Origin of the sequence: Streptomyces sp. NPDC046925 (assembly GCF_040644915.1) — a bacterium.
Taxonomy (GTDB): Bacteria; Actinomycetota; Actinomycetes; order Streptomycetales; family Streptomycetaceae; genus Streptomyces.
Window position 1 is genome coordinate 1,080,432 of sequence record NZ_JBEYWZ010000003.1, and the last position, 16,261, is coordinate 1,096,692.

At 70.3% G+C, this 16,261-nt stretch carries 12 protein-coding genes; 10 read left to right on the top strand and 2 right to left on the bottom strand.

What is annotated here, in order from left to right; all coding sequences use genetic code 11:
• Positions 1 to 243 precede the first annotated feature (243 nt).
• The gene (locus ABZ906_RS18040) at positions 244 to 3,210 is read left to right on the top strand and encodes a beta-N-acetylglucosaminidase domain-containing protein (RefSeq protein WP_361383301.1); all 2,967 of its coding nucleotides are present in this window, start codon (positions 244 to 246) and stop codon (positions 3,208 to 3,210) included.
• A gap of 84 nt (positions 3,211 to 3,294) precedes the next feature.
• On the opposite strand, the gene ABZ906_RS18045 is transcribed toward ABZ906_RS18040, so the two are convergent.
• The gene (locus tag ABZ906_RS18045) at positions 3,295 to 3,831 is read right to left on the bottom strand and encodes an HNH endonuclease (RefSeq protein ID WP_190080400.1); all 537 of its coding nucleotides are present in this window, start codon (positions 3,829 to 3,831) and stop codon (positions 3,295 to 3,297) included.
• 266 nt (positions 3,832 to 4,097) lie between these two features.
• On the opposite strand from ABZ906_RS18045, the gene ABZ906_RS18050 reads away from it, so the two are divergent.
• Positions 4,098 to 5,180 (top strand): mechanosensitive ion channel family protein, encoded by a 1,083-nt coding sequence (locus tag ABZ906_RS18050; protein WP_361383057.1) that lies wholly within the window; start codon positions 4,098 to 4,100, stop codon positions 5,178 to 5,180.
• A gap of 15 nt (positions 5,181 to 5,195) precedes the next feature.
• Here ABZ906_RS18050 and istB read toward each other — a convergent pair whose 3' ends face one another.
• On the bottom strand, positions 5,196 to 6,392 hold the full coding sequence (gene istB / locus ABZ906_RS18055; protein WP_361383060.1) for an IS21-like element helper ATPase IstB: 1,197 nt from the start codon (positions 6,390 to 6,392) through the stop codon (positions 5,196 to 5,198).
• A 332-nt stretch (positions 6,393 to 6,724) separates the two neighbouring features.
• Between istB and ABZ906_RS18060 the strand changes: the two genes are divergently transcribed.
• The 8 genes from ABZ906_RS18060 to ABZ906_RS18095 all read left to right on the top strand — a co-directional run bounded on the left by ABZ906_RS18060 (position 6,725) and on the right by ABZ906_RS18095 (position 16,237).
• Positions 6,725 to 7,903: an ROK family transcriptional regulator gene (locus ABZ906_RS18060; protein WP_361186199.1), complete on the top strand. Its 1,179-nt coding sequence runs from the start codon at positions 6,725 to 6,727 to the stop codon at positions 7,901 to 7,903.
• 83 nt (positions 7,904 to 7,986) lie between these two features.
• Entirely contained in the window at positions 7,987 to 9,327 is a 1,341-nt protein-coding gene (locus ABZ906_RS18065) for an ABC transporter substrate-binding protein (RefSeq protein ID WP_361383063.1), read from the top strand.
• A gap of 15 nt (positions 9,328 to 9,342) precedes the next feature.
• The gene (locus ABZ906_RS18070) at positions 9,343 to 10,278 is read left to right on the top strand and encodes a sugar ABC transporter permease (RefSeq protein ID WP_361186203.1); all 936 of its coding nucleotides are present in this window, start codon (positions 9,343 to 9,345) and stop codon (positions 10,276 to 10,278) included.
• Between the two features lie 9 nt (positions 10,279 to 10,287).
• The gene (locus tag ABZ906_RS18075; protein WP_361186206.1) at positions 10,288 to 11,196 is read left to right on the top strand and encodes a carbohydrate ABC transporter permease; all 909 of its coding nucleotides are present in this window, start codon (positions 10,288 to 10,290) and stop codon (positions 11,194 to 11,196) included.
• 8 nt (positions 11,197 to 11,204) lie between these two features.
• On the top strand, positions 11,205 to 12,470 hold the full coding sequence (locus ABZ906_RS18080) for a 6-phospho-beta-glucosidase (protein ID WP_361383066.1): 1,266 nt from the start codon (positions 11,205 to 11,207) through the stop codon (positions 12,468 to 12,470).
• On the top strand, positions 12,461 to 13,459 hold the full coding sequence (locus ABZ906_RS18085) for a BadF/BadG/BcrA/BcrD ATPase family protein (protein WP_361186211.1): 999 nt from the start codon (positions 12,461 to 12,463) through the stop codon (positions 13,457 to 13,459). The genes ABZ906_RS18080 and ABZ906_RS18085 overlap by 10 nt, the downstream gene beginning before the upstream one ends.
• 259 nt (positions 13,460 to 13,718) lie before the next feature.
• Entirely contained in the window at positions 13,719 to 15,209 is a 1,491-nt protein-coding gene (locus tag ABZ906_RS18090; protein ID WP_361383069.1) for a hypothetical protein, read from the top strand.
• A gap of 17 nt (positions 15,210 to 15,226) precedes the next feature.
• A complete protein-coding gene (locus tag ABZ906_RS18095; RefSeq protein WP_361383071.1) occupies positions 15,227 to 16,237 on the top strand; it encodes a glutamate ABC transporter substrate-binding protein in 1,011 nt (336 codons plus the stop codon).
• The last annotated feature ends 24 nt before the right edge of the window (positions 16,238 to 16,261 follow it).

Below are 16,261 nucleotides of genomic sequence, written 5' to 3' on the forward strand. Positions count from 1 at the left end.
GACATATCCGTTGTATGAACGTGCGCGTACTCACATTCGTTTCCCCGGACGGGGGTCCGAACGCAAGATCTTCCTTTCCCCGTGTCCCGCGATCCAGTCCCGGCAATGTCACACGGAAGAAAACTCGCACAACACCCACGCCCGTTGACACTCCGGCCACGCGAGTGGTGGGCTCAGTGACGCCCTGACACGGCAAGAGCACCAAACGTGATCATCAGGACGAGGGACACCGAGGAGAGGGCCGTGCAACTGCGGCGCAGGAAAGGCGCGACGGCCATCGCCGTCGCCGTCATCGCAGGCGCTCTCGGTGGCGCCCCCGGCGCCGTCGCCGCCCCCGGCATCCCCGGAAAACCCGGCACCCCGGCCGCCACCCCCGACTCCCCCGGCTCCCCCGGCGACCGTGAGAGCGACGGCACTCTCCCCCCGGTCTGGCCCCGCCCCCAGTCGATGAGCGCGGCAGGGGCCCCGGTCACCGTCACGGACGAGGTCGTCCTGGTCACCGGGCGGGACCCGGACCCGTACGCGACGGACGCCCTGCGCGCCCTCCTCCGCGACGCGGGCGCCGCGAAGATCACCGAGGTGAAGGACGGGGACCCGCTCCCCGCGCCCGGCGGCAGGCTCCTCGTCCACGCCGAAGGCACCGGCACCGAAGGCACCGGCGCCGACCGGGCCCTGCGCACGCTGGGCGCCCGCGACCGGCGCGACCTCCCCTCAGGCGGCTACCGCATCGCGGTGGGCCGGATCGGCGGCCAGGACACGGTCGCCCTCGCGGGCACGGGTGAGGACGGCCTCTTCCACGGCGTACAGACCCTGCGTCAATTGCTCACCGGGAGCAGCAGCGGCAGCACCATTCCCGGCGTCCTGATCCGCGACTGGCCCGGCACCGCCGTCCGCGGCATGACGGAGGGTTTCTACGGCACTCCGTGGACCCGTGAGCAGCGTCTGGACCAGCTGGACTTCATGGGGCGCACGAAGCAGAACCGGTACCTCTACGCCCCGGGCGACGACCTCTACCGCCAGGCGCGCTGGCGCGAGCCCTACCCCGCGCAGCAGCGCGCCGACTTCCGCGCCCTCGCCGAGCGGGCCAGGGCCAATCACGTGACGCTCGCCTGGGCCGTCGCCCCCGGCCAGGCCATGTGCATGTCGTCCGACAAGGACGTCAAGGCCCTGAACCGCAAGATCGACGCGATGTGGGCCCTGGGCGTGCGCGCCTTCCAGCTGCAGTTCCAGGACGTCAGCTACAGCGAGTGGCACTGCGACGCGGACGCGGACGCCTTCGGTTCGGGGCCCGAAGCGGCAGCGAAGGCGCAGTCCCGCGTCGCCAACGCCGTCGCCGCGCACCTGGCCGAGCGCCACCCCGGCGCGAAGCCGCTGTCCCTGATGCCCACGGAGTACTTCCAGGAGGGCTCCACCGAGTACCGCGACGCCATCGCGGAGCGGCTCGACGGCGGCATCGAGGTGGCGTGGACGGGCGTCGGCGTGGTCCCCCGGACCATCACCGGCAGGGAACTGGCCGGGGCGCGCAGGGCGTTCGGCGCGCACCCGCTCGTGACGATGGACAACTACCCCGTCAACGACTTCGCGCAGGACCGCATCTTCCTCGGCCCCTACACCGGACGCGAGCCCGCGGTGGCCACCGGCTCGGCGGCGCTGCTCGGCAACGCCATGGAGCAGCCCTCCGCATCGCGCATCCCCCTCTTCACGGCCGCCGACTACGCCTGGAACCCCCGCGCCTACCGCCCGCACGAGTCCTGGCTCGCCGCGATCGACGACCTCGCGGGCGGCGACGCGAAGGCGCGGGGCGCGCTGCGGGCCCTCGCGGGCAATGACGCCTCCTCCGTGCTCGGCGCCGACGAATCGGCGTACCTGCGCCCGCTCATGGACGACTTCTGGCGCGCGCGTACGACGACGGACACCGCCCGCGTCAAGAAGTCCGCGCAGGCCCTGCGGGACGCCTTCACCGTCATGAAGGAGGCGCCGCGGCGGCTCGCCGACAGCGACATCAAGGCCGAAGTGCGCCCCTGGGTCGATCAGCTGGCGCGCTACGGAGAGGCGGGCGAGACGGCCGTCGACATGCTGCGCGCGCAGTCGGCCGGCGACGGCGCGGCAGCCTGGCGGGCCTCGCGCACCCTGACCGGCCTCCAGAAGGACCTGAAGGCCGCCCGGGCGACGGTCGGCAAGGGCGTCCTGGGCCCCTTCCTGACCCGCTCCCAGAAGGCGTACGCGGCCTGGGCGGGGCTCGACACCGAGCAGGCGTCGGACCGCGCGACGGTACGCACGCCCCGCGCCCGCCCCCTCACGGCGGTGACGGCCCTGACGGACCCCGGCACCAAGGGCGGCATCGAGGCGCACGTCCCCGGCGAGGGCTGGCGCCGCATCGGCTCCCTGTCCGGCACGGGCTTCACGGAGGTCAGCCCCAAGGGGCCCGACCCGCGCGCCGACGCCGTCCGCGTCACGCTCACAGAGGGCACCGTCCGCCACGTCGTCCCCTGGTACGCCGACTCCCCCGAGGCCCGTTTCTCCCTGTCCCGCGCCGAGGCCGACGTGGAGATCGGCGGCGATCCGCAGCGGATCACGGCAAAGCTGACGTCCCTGCGCCCCGGCGACGTACGGGGCAGGGTCACGGCGAAGGCCCCCAAGGGCATCAAGGTGCGCACCCCGGAGAAGTCCGTCCTGCCGCGCGGCACACAGGTGGACGTCCCCGTCGACGTCACCGTCCCCGAGGGCACGCGCGCGGGGACGTACGAACTGCCGGTCACCTTCGACGGCCGGACCAGGACGGTCTCGGTCCGCGCCTACCCGCGCACCGCCGGGCCCGACCTGGCGCGCGGCGCGAAGGCGTCCTCCTCGGGCGACGAGACGAAGGACTTCCCGGCGTCCGGCGCCAACGACGGCGACCCCAAAACCCGCTGGTCCTCCCCGTACGAGGACGGCGCCTGGTGGCAGACGGAGCTCAAGGAGCCCGTCAGGCTCGGCCAGGTGGTCCTGCGCTGGCAGGACGCGTACGCGTCGGGCTACCGCGTGCAGACGTCCGCCGACGGCAGGACCTGGCGCACGGCGGCGACCGTGAAGGACGGCAAGGGCGGCCGGGAGGCGGTCCGCATGGACGCCCGCGACACGCGCTACATCCGCATACAGGGCGACAAGCGAGCCACCCGCTTCGGCTACTCCCTCTGGTCGGTGGAGGCATACGCCGTGGCAGAGGACTAGGGCCCCGGGGCTCCAGGGCCCCGGGAGCGACGGAGGGCCGGAGCGGTTCGAACCGCTCCGGCCGCACGTAAAAGCCCGGATCTCTCAGGCGGAAATGCCGTCGATCCGGGCCATCGCGTCGTCCGCGCCGAACGGCTGCAAGTACGGCAGCCAGCGCGGATCCCTATGCCCGGTCCCGATGATGCGCCACGCCAGACCCGAGGGCGGCGCGGGCTTGTGACGCAGGCGCCACCCCAGCTCCAGGAGATGGCGGTCCGCCTTGGTGTGGTTGCAGCGGCGACAGGACGCCACCACGTTCTCCCAGGCGTGCTGACCGCCACGGCTCTTCGGAATGACGTGGTCGACGCTGGTTGCGACGCCACCGCAGTACATGCACCGACCGCCGTCGCGGGCGAAGAGCGCCCGCCTGGTCAGAGGAACGGGCCCCCGGTAGGGGACCCGGACGAACCGCTTGAGGCGGACCACGCTGGGTGCGGGGACAGTGCGCGTTGCGCTGTGCATGAAGGCGCCGGATTCCTCGAGGCAGAGAGCCTTGTTCTCCAGGACGAGGACGAGCGCGCGGCGGAGCGGTACGACGCCCAGAGGCTCGTACGACGCATTGAGGACCAGGACGTGCGGCACGGATGCCTCCTTGTACGCCGGCGGCGCGTGGCTCGCGCCGGGACGATCTGTAGCCAGTCTCCCCTCATGCCTGGTCCAAGCGCCACCATGTGCCCGTAACGGCCTTGGAGTGTTTTCGACCACACATGTACAACACCCTCATCCTCCCCAAGTGAGCACTGTCTCTCCCTCGAACATCACAACGATCCACACACAATGCCCCGTTAGTGTGGTGACTCTGCCCGGTGCATCTCCTGGGCAGGCCGCTATGCCTGGAGGTACCTGCCGTGTTCCTGTCCGTCCTGTCGGCAGCCGGAACGGACCCGGACGACAAGTCCACGCCGAAGCCCCCGACCTTGGAAGACGCCCAGGAGCACGCGACGAACGCGGCGAGCTGGGTCGAGCAGAACTGGTCGGCGTGGCTGGGCATCGGCCTGCGCATCCTGCTGATCGTCGCCGTGGCCGTGGTCCTGCGCGTGGTCATCCGGCGCTCGATCACCAAGCTCATAGAACGGATGAACCGCACGGCTCAGTCCGTGAACGGCACGGCGCTCGGCGGCCTCCTGGTCAACGTGGAGCGCCGCCGCCAGCGCTCGCAGGCGATAGGTTCGGTGCTGCGCTCGGTGGCGTCGTTCCTGATCCTGGGCACGGCCGCGCTGATGATTCTGGGCACATTCCAGATCAACCTCGCCCCGCTGCTCGCGTCCGCGGGTGTCGCGGGCGTGGCGATCGGTTTCGGTGCCCGCAACCTCGTCACGGACTTCCTCTCCGGCGTCTTCATGATTCTCGAGGACCAGTACGGCGTGGGCGACTCGATCGACGCGGGCGTGGCGTCCGGCGAGGTGATCGAGGTCGGTCTGCGCGTGACGAAGCTGCGCGGCGAGAACGGCGAGATCTGGTACGTCCGCAACGGCGAGGTCAAGCGCATCGGCAACCTCAGCCAGGGCTGGTCCACGGCGGGCGTGGACGTCACCGTCCGCCCGGACGAGGACCTGGAGAAGGTGCAGGCGAAGCTGGTCGAGGTCGGCGAGGCCATGGCCAAGGACGAGCCGTGGAACGAGCGCCTCTGGGGCCCGGTCGAGGTCCTCGGCCTGGACAGCGTGCTGCTCGACTCGATGGTCGTACGGGTCTCCGCGAAGACGATGCCGGGCAACGCGCTCGGCGTGGAGCGCGAGCTGCGCTGGCGCATCAAGCGGGCCTTCGACGCGGCGGGCATCCGCATCATCGGCGGGCTCCCGCTCCAGGCGACGGAAGAGGCGGCCGCGGACCCGACGGCGGGCATGTCGGCCCCCTCGGCGTACGCGTCCACGACCTCCCCGCAGTCGCTTGCGGCCTCGCCGATAGCGCCGCCGCCGAACCTCGCGAAGTAGCGCCGCGCAAGCAGGTCAGTGGGGAAGCCCGGCGGATTCCAGGTGGAGCGGGCGCCGTGTCCGGTAGCTGTCGGCGTCAAGGGCGACGACCTCGGCGTGGTGGGCCAGGCGGTCCACCGTCGCGGAAGCGGTCGCCCCGTCGCCGAACACCTCGCCCCAGCGCCCGAGCGCCAGGTTGCTGGTGACGATCAGCGAAGCCCGTTCGTAGCGGTGCGAGACGAGCTGGAAGAGGAGGCGTGCGACCTCGGAGTCGAAGGGCACATAGCCGATCTCGTCCACGACGAGCACCGGATAGGCGTCGAGGCGGGACAGTTCCTTGCCGAGCCGGCCCCCGGCCTTGGCGTCCGCGAGCCGGGCGCCCCACTCGGCGGCGGTCGCGAAGAGGACCCGGTGCCCGGCCTGGCAGGCCCGTACGCCCAGGGCGACCGCCAGATGCGTCTTGCCCGTGCCGGGCTCGCCGAGCAGCACGACGTTCGCCTTGCGGGTGACGAAGTCGGCCTTGCCGAGGCGGGTGATCACCTGCGGCCCGGGTGACCGCAGCCGCCCCTCGTCGAACATCTCCAGGACCTTCCTGGCCGGGAACCCTGCGGCCTCGATCCGCTCCTCGGCCCCCGACCCCCCTTCGGCGTACGGCTCCTCCGCCGCGCCGCCGTCCCGCTGCCCCGGGATGACCACGGCCCGCGCGTCCTCTTCCCTGTGCACGCTGCGCGCCCTCGCCTCCTGCGCCGCCATGGGCCCGGACATGTACGCGAGGATGGCCGCCGAGGCGATGAACGCCATGTGGATGACCGTGCCCCAGAGCAGATCGTGCCGGGGCGTGTGGTGCACGTCGACGAACATCTGGAGCAGATGCACCGACGAGATCCCCACGATGGCCGTGGCCAGCTTCACCTTCAGCACGTTGGAGTTCACGTGCGAGAGCCACTCGGGCTGGTCCCGGTGGCCCTGGAGGCCGATCCGCGACACGAAGGTCTCGTAACCGCCGACGATCACCATGATCAGCAGATTGGCGATCATCACCACATCGACGAGCTTCAGGACGGCGAGCATGACGTGCGTCTCGTCCGCGTGCCCGCTGACGACGTGGTGGATGAGGTGCCACAGCTCGTTGAAGAACTTGTAGACGTACACGCCCTGTGCGGCCACCAGGCCGAAGTACAGGGGCGCTTGGAGCCAGCGGGTCGCGAAGAGGGAACACCCCAGGGTGGTCATGTTCGGTGGGGACGAGGCGGAGCGGGACACCAGACCTCCAACAGCCGTAAGGCTCGTCATTGTTGTGGCCCGCCGCCGACAATCTGAATTCGAGCCACCCGTTGGGATGAATAGAAATCCAGTCGGACAAGATCGCGGCCCGACCGCGACAGGAGCACCGGGGCAGGAACACCGCGCCAGGAGCACTCCGTGCAACGCCGGACCCCGCCAGGTAACGACTTGGTTGCCGCGAGGGCGTCCGCTATTGACGCCCGATTCACGCCGGTCGTACGGTCCTCACGAATTGGAAAGTTTCCTAACAGTTAGCGGTCACCGGAAGAGCGGGAGTCGTCATGGCAGCAGCAGGCAGCACTCCGGGAACCCCGGGCACGCCCAGCGTCCTGCGCGCCATGAACGACCGGGCGGTGCTCGATCTGCTCGTCGCGCACGGCCCGCTCACCCGCACCCGCATCGGTGAGCTGACCGGCCTCTCCAAGCCGACCACCTCCCAGCTGCTCGGCCGCCTGGAGGCCGCGGGCCTCGTGCACACCACGGGCAGCCTCAGCGGCCGGCCGGGACCCAACGCCCTGCTGTACGAGATCGATCCGGGCGCCGCCCATGTCGCCGCCCTCTCCGCCGACCCCACCGGCATCACCGCGCTGGTCGCCGACATCACGGGCACCGTCATCGGCCGGGCCCGCGTCGAGGCGGACGCCGTGGCCGAGGACGTGCGCCACCGCACCGCACAACTGGTCACGGAGGCCGTCGACGAGGCGCTGCGCCAGGCGGGCCTCGGCCACGACGATCTGCGGGCGGCGGTGATCGGAACCCCCGGCGCCATCGACCCGCACACCGGTGAGCTGCGGTACGCCCCGCATCTGCCGGGCTGGCACTCGCGGACGCTGCGCGACGATCTCGCCGCCGTCCTCGGCACGCCCGTCGACATCGAGAACGACGTCAATCTGGCCGCCGTCGCCGAGCAGTACGAGGGCGCCGCCCAGGACAACGACAACTACGTCCTCACCTGGCTCGACGACGGTGTCGGCGCCGCCATCGTGCTCGGCGGCAACCTGCTGCGCGGCGCGACGGGCGGCGCGGGCGAGATCGGCTACATGCCGCTGCCCGGCGCACCCCTGGCGCACGGCGGCCCCGAGGCGACGCGCGGCCCGGACGGGGGCGGCGGGTTCCAGAGCCTGGTCTCCGCGCCGGTCGTACGGCAACTCGCGGGCGACGCGGCCACCCTGGCCGACGCCTTCGCGGACGACGCCGTGCTCGCCGAGGTCGCACGCCGCCTCGCCACCGGCATCGCCGCGGTCGTCGCCGTCGTCGACCCCGAACTCGTCGTGCTCTCCGGCTCGGTGGCCCAGGCGGGCGGCGACAAGCTGCGCGTCCGGGTCGAGGAGGAGCTGACGGGGCTCGCACTGCCGCGCCCGCAGATCCGCATCAGCGAACTCGACGGCGACCCGATCCTCACCGGCGCCCTGCGCTCGGCCCTCACCCAGGCCCGCGACCAGGTCTTCGACACGGCCTGAGCTCCATCCCCGTACCCCCGCAAGCCCAGCTCCCTCCCCCGGCACACCACAAAGTCCCCCGTACTCCGTAAAGGAAGTCCGCCATGCCGCGATGGCGCATGCCCATCTGCGCGTCCGCGGCGCTCGCCGCAGCCGGTCTCTTGCTCTCCGGCTGCGCCAACCCGAGCGTCGGCAGCGCGAACGACGACCCGACCAAGCCGGTCACCCTGAAGTTCTGGCACGGCTGGTCGACGCCCGGCGAGGTCAAGGCCGTCAACGACAGCATCGACCGCTTCGAGAAGCTGCACCCGAACATCGACGTGCAGGCCACCGGGAACGTCTCCGACGAGACGATCAACCAGGCCCTGCGGGCGGGCGGCGACAAGGCCCCGGACGTGGTGTCCTCGTTCACCACCAACAACGTGGGCCAGTACTGCGACTCCGGGATGTGGGCGGACCTCGATCCGTTCATGGAGAAGACCGGTCTCGACAAGGCCAAGACGTTCCCCAAGACGCTGCTCGACTACACGAGTTACCGCGGGAACCAGTGCGCCCTGCCGCTGCTCGCGGACGCCTTCGGGATGTACTACAACAAGGACGCCTACAAGAAGGCGGGCATCGAGCGGCCGCCCCTCACGATGTCCGAGTTCGAGAAGGTCGCCAAGAAGCTGACCGTGCGCAGCGGCAAGAACTCGTACAAGCAGGTCGGGTTCCTGCCCAACTTCCGCTTCTACCAGAACAGTCCGGACCGGCTCTTCGCGCAGTGGGGTCCCGAGTACTTCGACGCCGAGGGCGACGCACGCCTGGCCGACGAACCGAAGACGTACGAGTTCTTCAAGACCGCACGGCAACTGGCCAAGGCGCAGGGCGGGTTCGGGGACCTGGAGAGGTTCCGGATGTCGTTCGGCGACGAGATGTCCAGCCAGAACGCCTTCCTGACCGGCAAGGTGACCATGCACCTGGACGGCGAGTGGCGCGGCTTGATGCTGGACGAGGCGAAGGCGAAGTTCGACTGGGGCGTGGCCCCGCTGCCGGTCCCCGACGACCAGGCCGACACGTACGGGCGCGGCTTCATCACCGGCACCGTCGCCGGTATCGCGCACAGCAGCAAGCACCAGAACGCCGCGTGGGAGCTGGTGCGGTTCCTGACCGCGGACACGAAGCAGGTCGTGAACTTCGCGAACGCCATCCACAACGTGCCCTCCACGTTCGCGGCGCTCAAGTCGCCCGATCTGGACGCCGATCCGACCTTCCGGACCTTCTTCGACATCCTCCAGAACAAGCACAGCAAGGCCCTGCCGCCCTCCGTGAACGGCGGCGCGTACGTGGTCTCCCTCGGGGACTTCTCCTACGGCGTCGAGTCCGGGCGCGTCCCCGATCTGCGCAAGGGCCTGAAGAAGCTCGACGAGCAGATCGACGCCGACACCCTCCAGTCGAAGAGCTGAGCTGAGGACCCCGCCATGGCACTTTCCCTCTCCAACCCGGCGCGCCGCAGACTGCGCACGCTCGGTTTCCTCTCCCCCTGGCTGGTCGGCTTCAGCGTCTTCTTCGCGTACCCGCTGATCGCCACCGTCTACTTCTCGTTCATGCACTACAACCAGATCAAGGAGCCCACGTTCGTGGGCCTGCGGAACTGGACGTACGTGTTCGAGCAGATGCCCCTGTTCGGCCCGGCTCTGTGGAACACCCTCTGGCTGGTCGTGATCATGGTGGCCGTGCGGGTGGTCTTCGGGCTCTCGCTCGGGCTGCTCATCACGAAGATCAAGACGGGCGCCGGCTTCTTCCGCACCGCCTTCTACATCCCGTACCTCGCGCCGCCGGTGGCCGCGACCGTCGCGTTCGTCTTCCTGCTCAATCCGGGCTCGGGTCCGGTGAACGAGATCCTCGAAGCGATCGGTATCTCCGGGCCCAACTGGTTCAACGACCCCGACACCGCCAAGCCCTCGCTCGTGCTGTTGTCCCTGTGGGGTATCGGCGACCTCATGGTCATCTTCATGGCGTCACTGCTCGACGTGCCCAAGGAGCAGTACGAGGCCGCGGACCTGGACGGCGCGGGCGCATTCGCCAAGTTCCGCTACGTCACCTGGCCCGCGATCACGCCGATCGTGATGTTCGCGGTGGTCACGGGCGTCGTGCAGACCATGCAGTACTACACGCAGGCCCTGGTCGCGGGGAAGGTCGCGTCCGGCGTCAACATCGGCCCCGGCTCGGTGATCCAGCCCGGCTACCCGGACCACTCGACCCTCACGGTCCCCCAGCTCGTCTACCAAATGGGCTTCCAGAACTTCAACACCGGTGCCGCGTGCGTGCTCTCGCTCGTGCTCTTCGCCATCGCCATGGCCGTCACGCTGCTCCTGATGCGCAAGCGCTCCGGGCTGCTCGCGGCGGAGGACTGAGGACTCTCGATGACTTCCACGACTCTCAGCGCGCCCGCCGCGGCGCCCGAACGCACCGCACAGCCCCAAGGCCCCGCCGCCGCCCGCGCCCGCCGCAAGCGGATCCTGCACTGGATCGCCGTGCACAGCGTGGCGATAGCCGTCGCGCTCCTGTTCATCCTGCCGTTCGTCTTCGTCTTCCTGACGTCGGTGATGAGCGACTCGCAGGCGATGAGCGGTGACCTGTGGCCCGACTCCTGGAACTGGTCGAACTACAAGACGGTGTTCGAGACGCCGGGCTTCCTCGACTGGTGGCGCAACTCGCTGATGTACGCGGGCCTGGGCACCCTGTTCACCGTCTGCTCGGCGATCCCCGTGGCGTACGCGCTCGCCAAGTTCCGCTTCCGCGGCCGGCGCACCGCGATGCTGCTGGTCATCTCGACGATGATGCTGCCGCCGCAGGTCATCGTGATCCCGATGTACCTGGTGTGGGCGCAGCAGTTCCATCTGTCGGGCACGCTGTGGCCGCTGATCATCCCGATGGCGTTCGGCGACGCGTACTCGATCTTCCTCCTTCGGCAGTTCCTCCTCACCATCCCCAAGGAGTACATCGAGTCGGCGAAGGTCGACGGCTGCGGCGAGTTCCGCACCATGGTCAAGATCGTCGTGCCGATGGCCAAGCCCGGCATCACGGCCATCGCGCTCTTCCAGTTCTTCTACTGCTGGAACGACTACTTCGGCCCGCAGATCTACGCGGCCCAGAACCCCGGTGCCTGGACACTGAGTTACGGCCTGGAATCGTTCAAGAGCGCCCACGCGGTCAACTGGAACATGACCATGGCGGCGACCCTGCTCGTCATGGCCCCCGTCATCATCATCTTCTTCTTCGCACAAAAGGCCTTCGTCGAAGGCGTCACCCTCACCGGAGTAAAGGGCTGAGAACCGAAATGAAGCTCGCAGTGGTCGGCGGAGGGTCGACCTACACACCCGAACTCATCGACGGATTCGCGCGGTTGAGGGACACCCTGCCGATCGAGGAACTCGTCCTCGTGGACCCGGCGGCCGACCGCCTCGAACTGGTGGGCGGCCTCGCGCGGCGCATCTTCGCCAAGCAGGGCCACCCCGGCCGCATCGTCACCACCTCCGACGTCGACGCGGGCGTCGCGGACGCCGACGCGGTCCTGCTCCAGCTGCGCGTCGGCGGCCAGGCCGCCCGCAACCAGGACGAGACATGGCCCCTGGAGTGCGGCTGCGTCGGCCAGGAGACCACGGGGGCGGGCGGCCTCGCGAAGGCCCTGCGCACGGTCCCGGTCGTCCTCGACATCGCCGAGCGCGTACGCCGCACGAACCCGAACGCCTGGATCATCGACTTCACCAACCCCGTGGGCATCGTCACGCGGGCCCTGCTCCAGGCCGGGCACAAGGCCGTCGGCCTGTGCAACGTGGCGATCGGCTTCCAGCGCAAGTTCGCCAAGCTGCTCGACGTGGCGCCGGGCGAGGTCCACCTCGACCATGTCGGGCTCAACCATCTGACGTGGGAGACCGGCGTACGCCTCGGCGGCCCGGACGGCGACGACATCCTGCCCAAGCTGCTCGCCGAGCACGGGGACGCGGTCGCCGCGGACCTGCGCATGCCGCGCGAGATCGTCGACCGGCTCGGCGTCGTCCCCTCGTACTACCTGCGCTACTTCTACCAGCACGACGCCGTGGTGGAGGAGCTGAGGACCAAGCCGTCGCGGGCCGCCGAGGTCGCCGAGATGGAGCGCGAGCTCCTGGAGATGTACGGCGACCCGGCCCTCGACGAGAAGCCCGCCCTGCTCGGCAAGCGCGGCGGCGCCTTCTACTCGGAGGCGGCCGTGGACCTGGCGGCCTCGCTCCTCGGCAACGGCGGCAGCCCCTTCCAGGTGGTGAACACCGCCAACAACGGCACGCTGCCGTTCCTGCCCGACGACGCGGTCATCGAGGTGCAGGCCGCCGTGGACGGCTCGGGCGCGACGCCCCTCGCGGTGCCGAGGCTCGACCCGCTGTTCGCGGGCCTGATCGCGAACGTCACCGCGTACGAGGACCTCGCCCTGAAGGCCGCGGTGCACGGCGGCCGCGACCGTGTCTTCAAGGCGCTGCTCGCCCACCCGCTGATCGGCCAGTACACCTACGCGGAGCAGCTCACCGACCGGCTCGTCGCGCACAACCGGGAGCACCTGGCGTGGGCGTAGGCACGAGCGTGCTCGCGATCGACGCGGGCAACAGCAAGACCGACGTCGCGGTGGTCGCGGCCGACGGCGAAGTCGTCGGCGCGGCCCGCGGCGGCGGGTTCCAGCCGCCGCAGGTCGGCGTCGAGACCGCGGTGGACATCCTGGAAGAGGCCGTGACGCGGGCTCTGGCGCAGGCGGGCACTGACTCGGTGGGGCATGTGTCCGCGTGCCTCGCCAACGCCGATCTCCCGGTGGAGGAGCGGGAGTTGGCCGCCGCCCTGCGCGAACGCGCGTGGGGCCCCTCGGTCGACGTACGCAACGACACCTTCGCCATCCTGCGCGCCGGACTCCTGGAGGACACCGAGCCGCGGGGCGTCGCCGTGGTGTGCGGCGCGGGCATCAACTGCGTGGGCATGCTGCCCGACGGGCGCACCGCGCGCTTCCCCGCCATCGGCCGGATCTCCGGCGACTGGGGCGGAGGCGGCGGCCTCGCCGAGGAAGCGCTCTGGTACGCGGCGCGGGCCGAGGACGGCCGCGGCGAGGCGACCGCACTGCGCGAGGCGCTGCCCGCGCACTTCGGCCTGCCGTCCATGTACGCGCTGATCGAGGCGCTGCACCTGGGCTCCATCGCCACCGTGCGGCGGCACGAGTTGACGCCGGTGCTCTTCGCCACGGCGGCGGCGGGCGACCCGGTGGCGCGCTCCCTCGTGGACCGCATGGCCGACGAGGTGGTGGCCATGTCGACCGTGGCCCTGGACCGCCTCGGCCTGCTCGGCGAGGAGGTCCCGGTGCTGCTCGGCGGCAGCGTGCTTGCCGCCCGGCATCCGCAACTGGACGATCGGATACGGGCGTTGCTCGCCGAGCGGGCGCCCAAGGCGGTGCCGCGCGTGGTGGTGGCCCGGCCCGTGCTCGGCGCCGCGCTGCTCGGCCTCGACCAGGTGGGCGCGCCGACCGCGGTGCACGCGCGCGTGCGGGCCCATTACGAGGGTGCGGGCCTGCCACGGGGGTGACGCGAGAGGCCGGCGCGGACGGGTTCATGGGCCCGGAAGGGAACCGAACCCCCCTCAATCGCGTATTCAAGGGCAGGGGTGGCGTGCGATCTTCGCATGATCCGGGCAGGGTGACGGGAAAGATCCGGACACAGTGATCAGGACACGGTGATCCGTACAAGATCCAGTCAATGCCTGTGCGGATGCCGGTCCCTGCGGCAATACTTGCGGCCGTGCACTTCTTCCCGCACCGCGCACACCGGGCGGAAGCGCACGTCCGATGACCAAGGGGGAGGTCGAGGTCGAGGTGACATACCCGCCGAACGGCAGCGCCGCGCCGCCGGGACAGGCCGCGCCGACGATGCCCAGCGTTCCGCCGCAGGCGGGTCCGGGCACCGGCGCGCCCGCACAGGCCGTGCCGGGTGCGGCACCCCGGCGCCCGGCGTGGATCGAGACCCGCGACCGGCTGCGCGCGGCGGCGACGACGGAGCCGGGCAGGCTGCGCATCATCGGCGCCGTCCTCGCGCTGCTCGTCGTCGTGTTCGGCGCGGTCACCACCTGGCAGATGTCGGACCGCTCGGCCGCGGCGGACAGCGTCCTCAACCGCAGCCAGCCGCTGAGCGACGACGCGGCGGCCATCTACCGCTCCCTCGCGGACGCCAACACGGCCGCCTCCAGCGGCTTCCTGGCGGGCGGCCAGGAACCGAAGGAAGTGCGCGACCGGTACAACCGCGACATCGACCGGGCATCCGAGAAGCTGGCGAACGCCGCGTCGAACGCGGGCTCGGACTCCTCGGCCTCCGCATCGGTGGAGAAGCTGAACAAGCTGCTCCCGGAGTACACCGGCCTGATCGAGCGGGCCCGCGCGGGCAACCGCCAGGGCCTCCCCCTGGGCGGCGCCTATCTGCGGTACGCGAACGACAAGATGCAGAACCAGATGCTCCCCGCGGCCGAAGAGCTCTACACCGCGGAGAAGGAGCGCCTGAACGACGACTACGCCGACGCGAAGCCCTACCCCTGGTTCGCCATCGCCCTCGGCGTGCTCGCCCTTGGCGCCCTCTTCTGGGCCCAGCGCCGCAACTACCGCCGTACGAACCGCGTGTTGAACCACGGCCTGGTCGCGGCGACCGCCGCGTCCACGGTCGTGCTGCTCTGGCTGGTCGCCGGGCACACCTTCGCCCGCTCGGGCCTCGGCGATTCCTACGACCACGGCGTGAAGTCCCTGAACGTCCTGAACGACGCCCGCATCAGCTCCCTCAAGGCCCGCAGCAACGAAAACCTCACGCTGGTCAGCCGTGGCGCGGAGACCGTCGAGGTGGGCGCGGACAAGGAGATCAAGGACAAGTTCGACGTCGACTACCAGAAGCAGATGAAGCAGCTGGGCAGCGTCGACAGCGGGCTGCTCGGCGAGGCCGCGGCCATCGCCGAGGACGCGGAGGGCAAGAACCCCGTCGAGGAGGCCGCGAAGAACGTGTCGGTCTGGAAGGACCGGCACAAGACCGCGCGGGACAGCGACGACGCGGGTGACTACAAGGGCGCGCTCGCCAAGGTCGTCGGCGACAAGAGCGACGAGCCCACCGGCGAGTGCTTCGACAACGTCGACACGGCACTCGAAACCGCGCTCACGCACGAGCGCGACGAATTCGAGCTGGCGGCCGAGGACGGCAAGGGCGCGATGACGGGAATCCCCGAGGGCGCCGCCGTACTCGCCGTGCTCGGGGCCGCGGGCGCCGTGCTCGGCATCGGGCGCAGGCTGTCGGAGTACAGGTGAGAGGGGGCGAGCGGACGATGCGTACGCGAGGACTGGCGAGGCTGCGCGGCTGGGGCGGTGCTGCCGCCATGGCGGTGGCCTGCGCGCTCACGGGCTCCCTCGTGCTGGTGCTGCCGGAGGCGGGCGGCGCCGCCAAGGCCGACGAGGGCGCGGACCGGACCTCCCGGGGTTCCGTCGGGGCCGCGCCCGCGCGCGCCGAGGAGTGCACGACCCCCGAGCAGAGCCTGTCGCCCTCCGGCAAGGACGGCCCGACGATCGAGGCCATCCGTGACCGCGACGTCAAGAAGCTGATCGTCGGCGTCGACCAGAACAGCTACCGCTGGGGATATCGCGACCCGAACAAGAAGACGGCCACGCTCGAAGGCTTCGACATCGACCTCGCGCACAAGATCGCCGAGGAGATACTCGGCGACCGCGACGCCATCCTGTTCCGCGCCATCCCCACCAACCAGCGCGTCAAGGCGATCCAGAGCGGCCAGGTCGACATGGTCGTACGGACCATGACGATCACCTGCGACCGCGAGAAGGAAGTCTCCTTCTCCACCGCCTACTTCAAGACCGGCCAGCAGGTGCTCGCCCCCAAGTCCTCGGACATCACCGGGTTCGACGATTCACTGGACGGCAAGAAGGTCTGCTCCGCGAAGGGTTCCACGGCTCTCACCAAGCTTCAGGAGCTCAAGAAGAAGGGCCTCGGCGCCGACATCCGCACCCGGGTCCCCAATCAACTCGACTGCCTGGTGAGGCTTCAGCTCGGCGAGGTGGACGCCGTCGTCACCGACAGCGCGCTCGCCGCGAGCCAGGCCGCGCAGGACCCGACGATCGAGCTGAAGGGCGACGCGCCGCTCAACACCGAGTACTACGGCGTGGCGATGAAAAAGCCGGAGAAGGGCGAGGACGACCTGGTGCGACGGGTCAACAAGGTCCTGGAGGACTATCGCAAGGACGGCTGGCAGAAGTCGTACAACGAATGGCTTGAGCCGGCCCTCGGCGAATCGGCGGGCCCGCCCGCACCGAAGTACGAGGACTGAAGCCCGACGTGCACAGCAACGCAG

Coding starts and splice junctions, on each gene's coding strand:
- istB (WP_361383060.1), bottom strand. CDS start 6,392: ATGACCACCCTGGGGTGTTCCCTCTTCGCGACCCGCTGGCTCCAAGCG.
- ABZ906_RS18065 (WP_361383063.1), top strand. CDS start 7,987: ATGCCGCGATGGCGCATGCCCATCTGCGCGTCCGCGGCGCTCGCCGCA.
- ABZ906_RS18090 (WP_361383069.1), top strand. CDS start 13,719: ATGACCAAGGGGGAGGTCGAGGTCGAGGTGACATACCCGCCGAACGGC.
- ABZ906_RS18095 (WP_361383071.1), top strand. CDS start 15,227: ATGCGTACGCGAGGACTGGCGAGGCTGCGCGGCTGGGGCGGTGCTGCC.
- ABZ906_RS18075 (WP_361186206.1), top strand. CDS start 10,288: ATGACTTCCACGACTCTCAGCGCGCCCGCCGCGGCGCCCGAACGCACC.
- ABZ906_RS18070 (WP_361186203.1), top strand. CDS start 9,343: ATGGCACTTTCCCTCTCCAACCCGGCGCGCCGCAGACTGCGCACGCTC.
- ABZ906_RS18080 (WP_361383066.1), top strand. CDS start 11,205: ATGAAGCTCGCAGTGGTCGGCGGAGGGTCGACCTACACACCCGAACTC.
- ABZ906_RS18060 (WP_361186199.1), top strand. CDS start 6,725: ATGGCAGCAGCAGGCAGCACTCCGGGAACCCCGGGCACGCCCAGCGTC.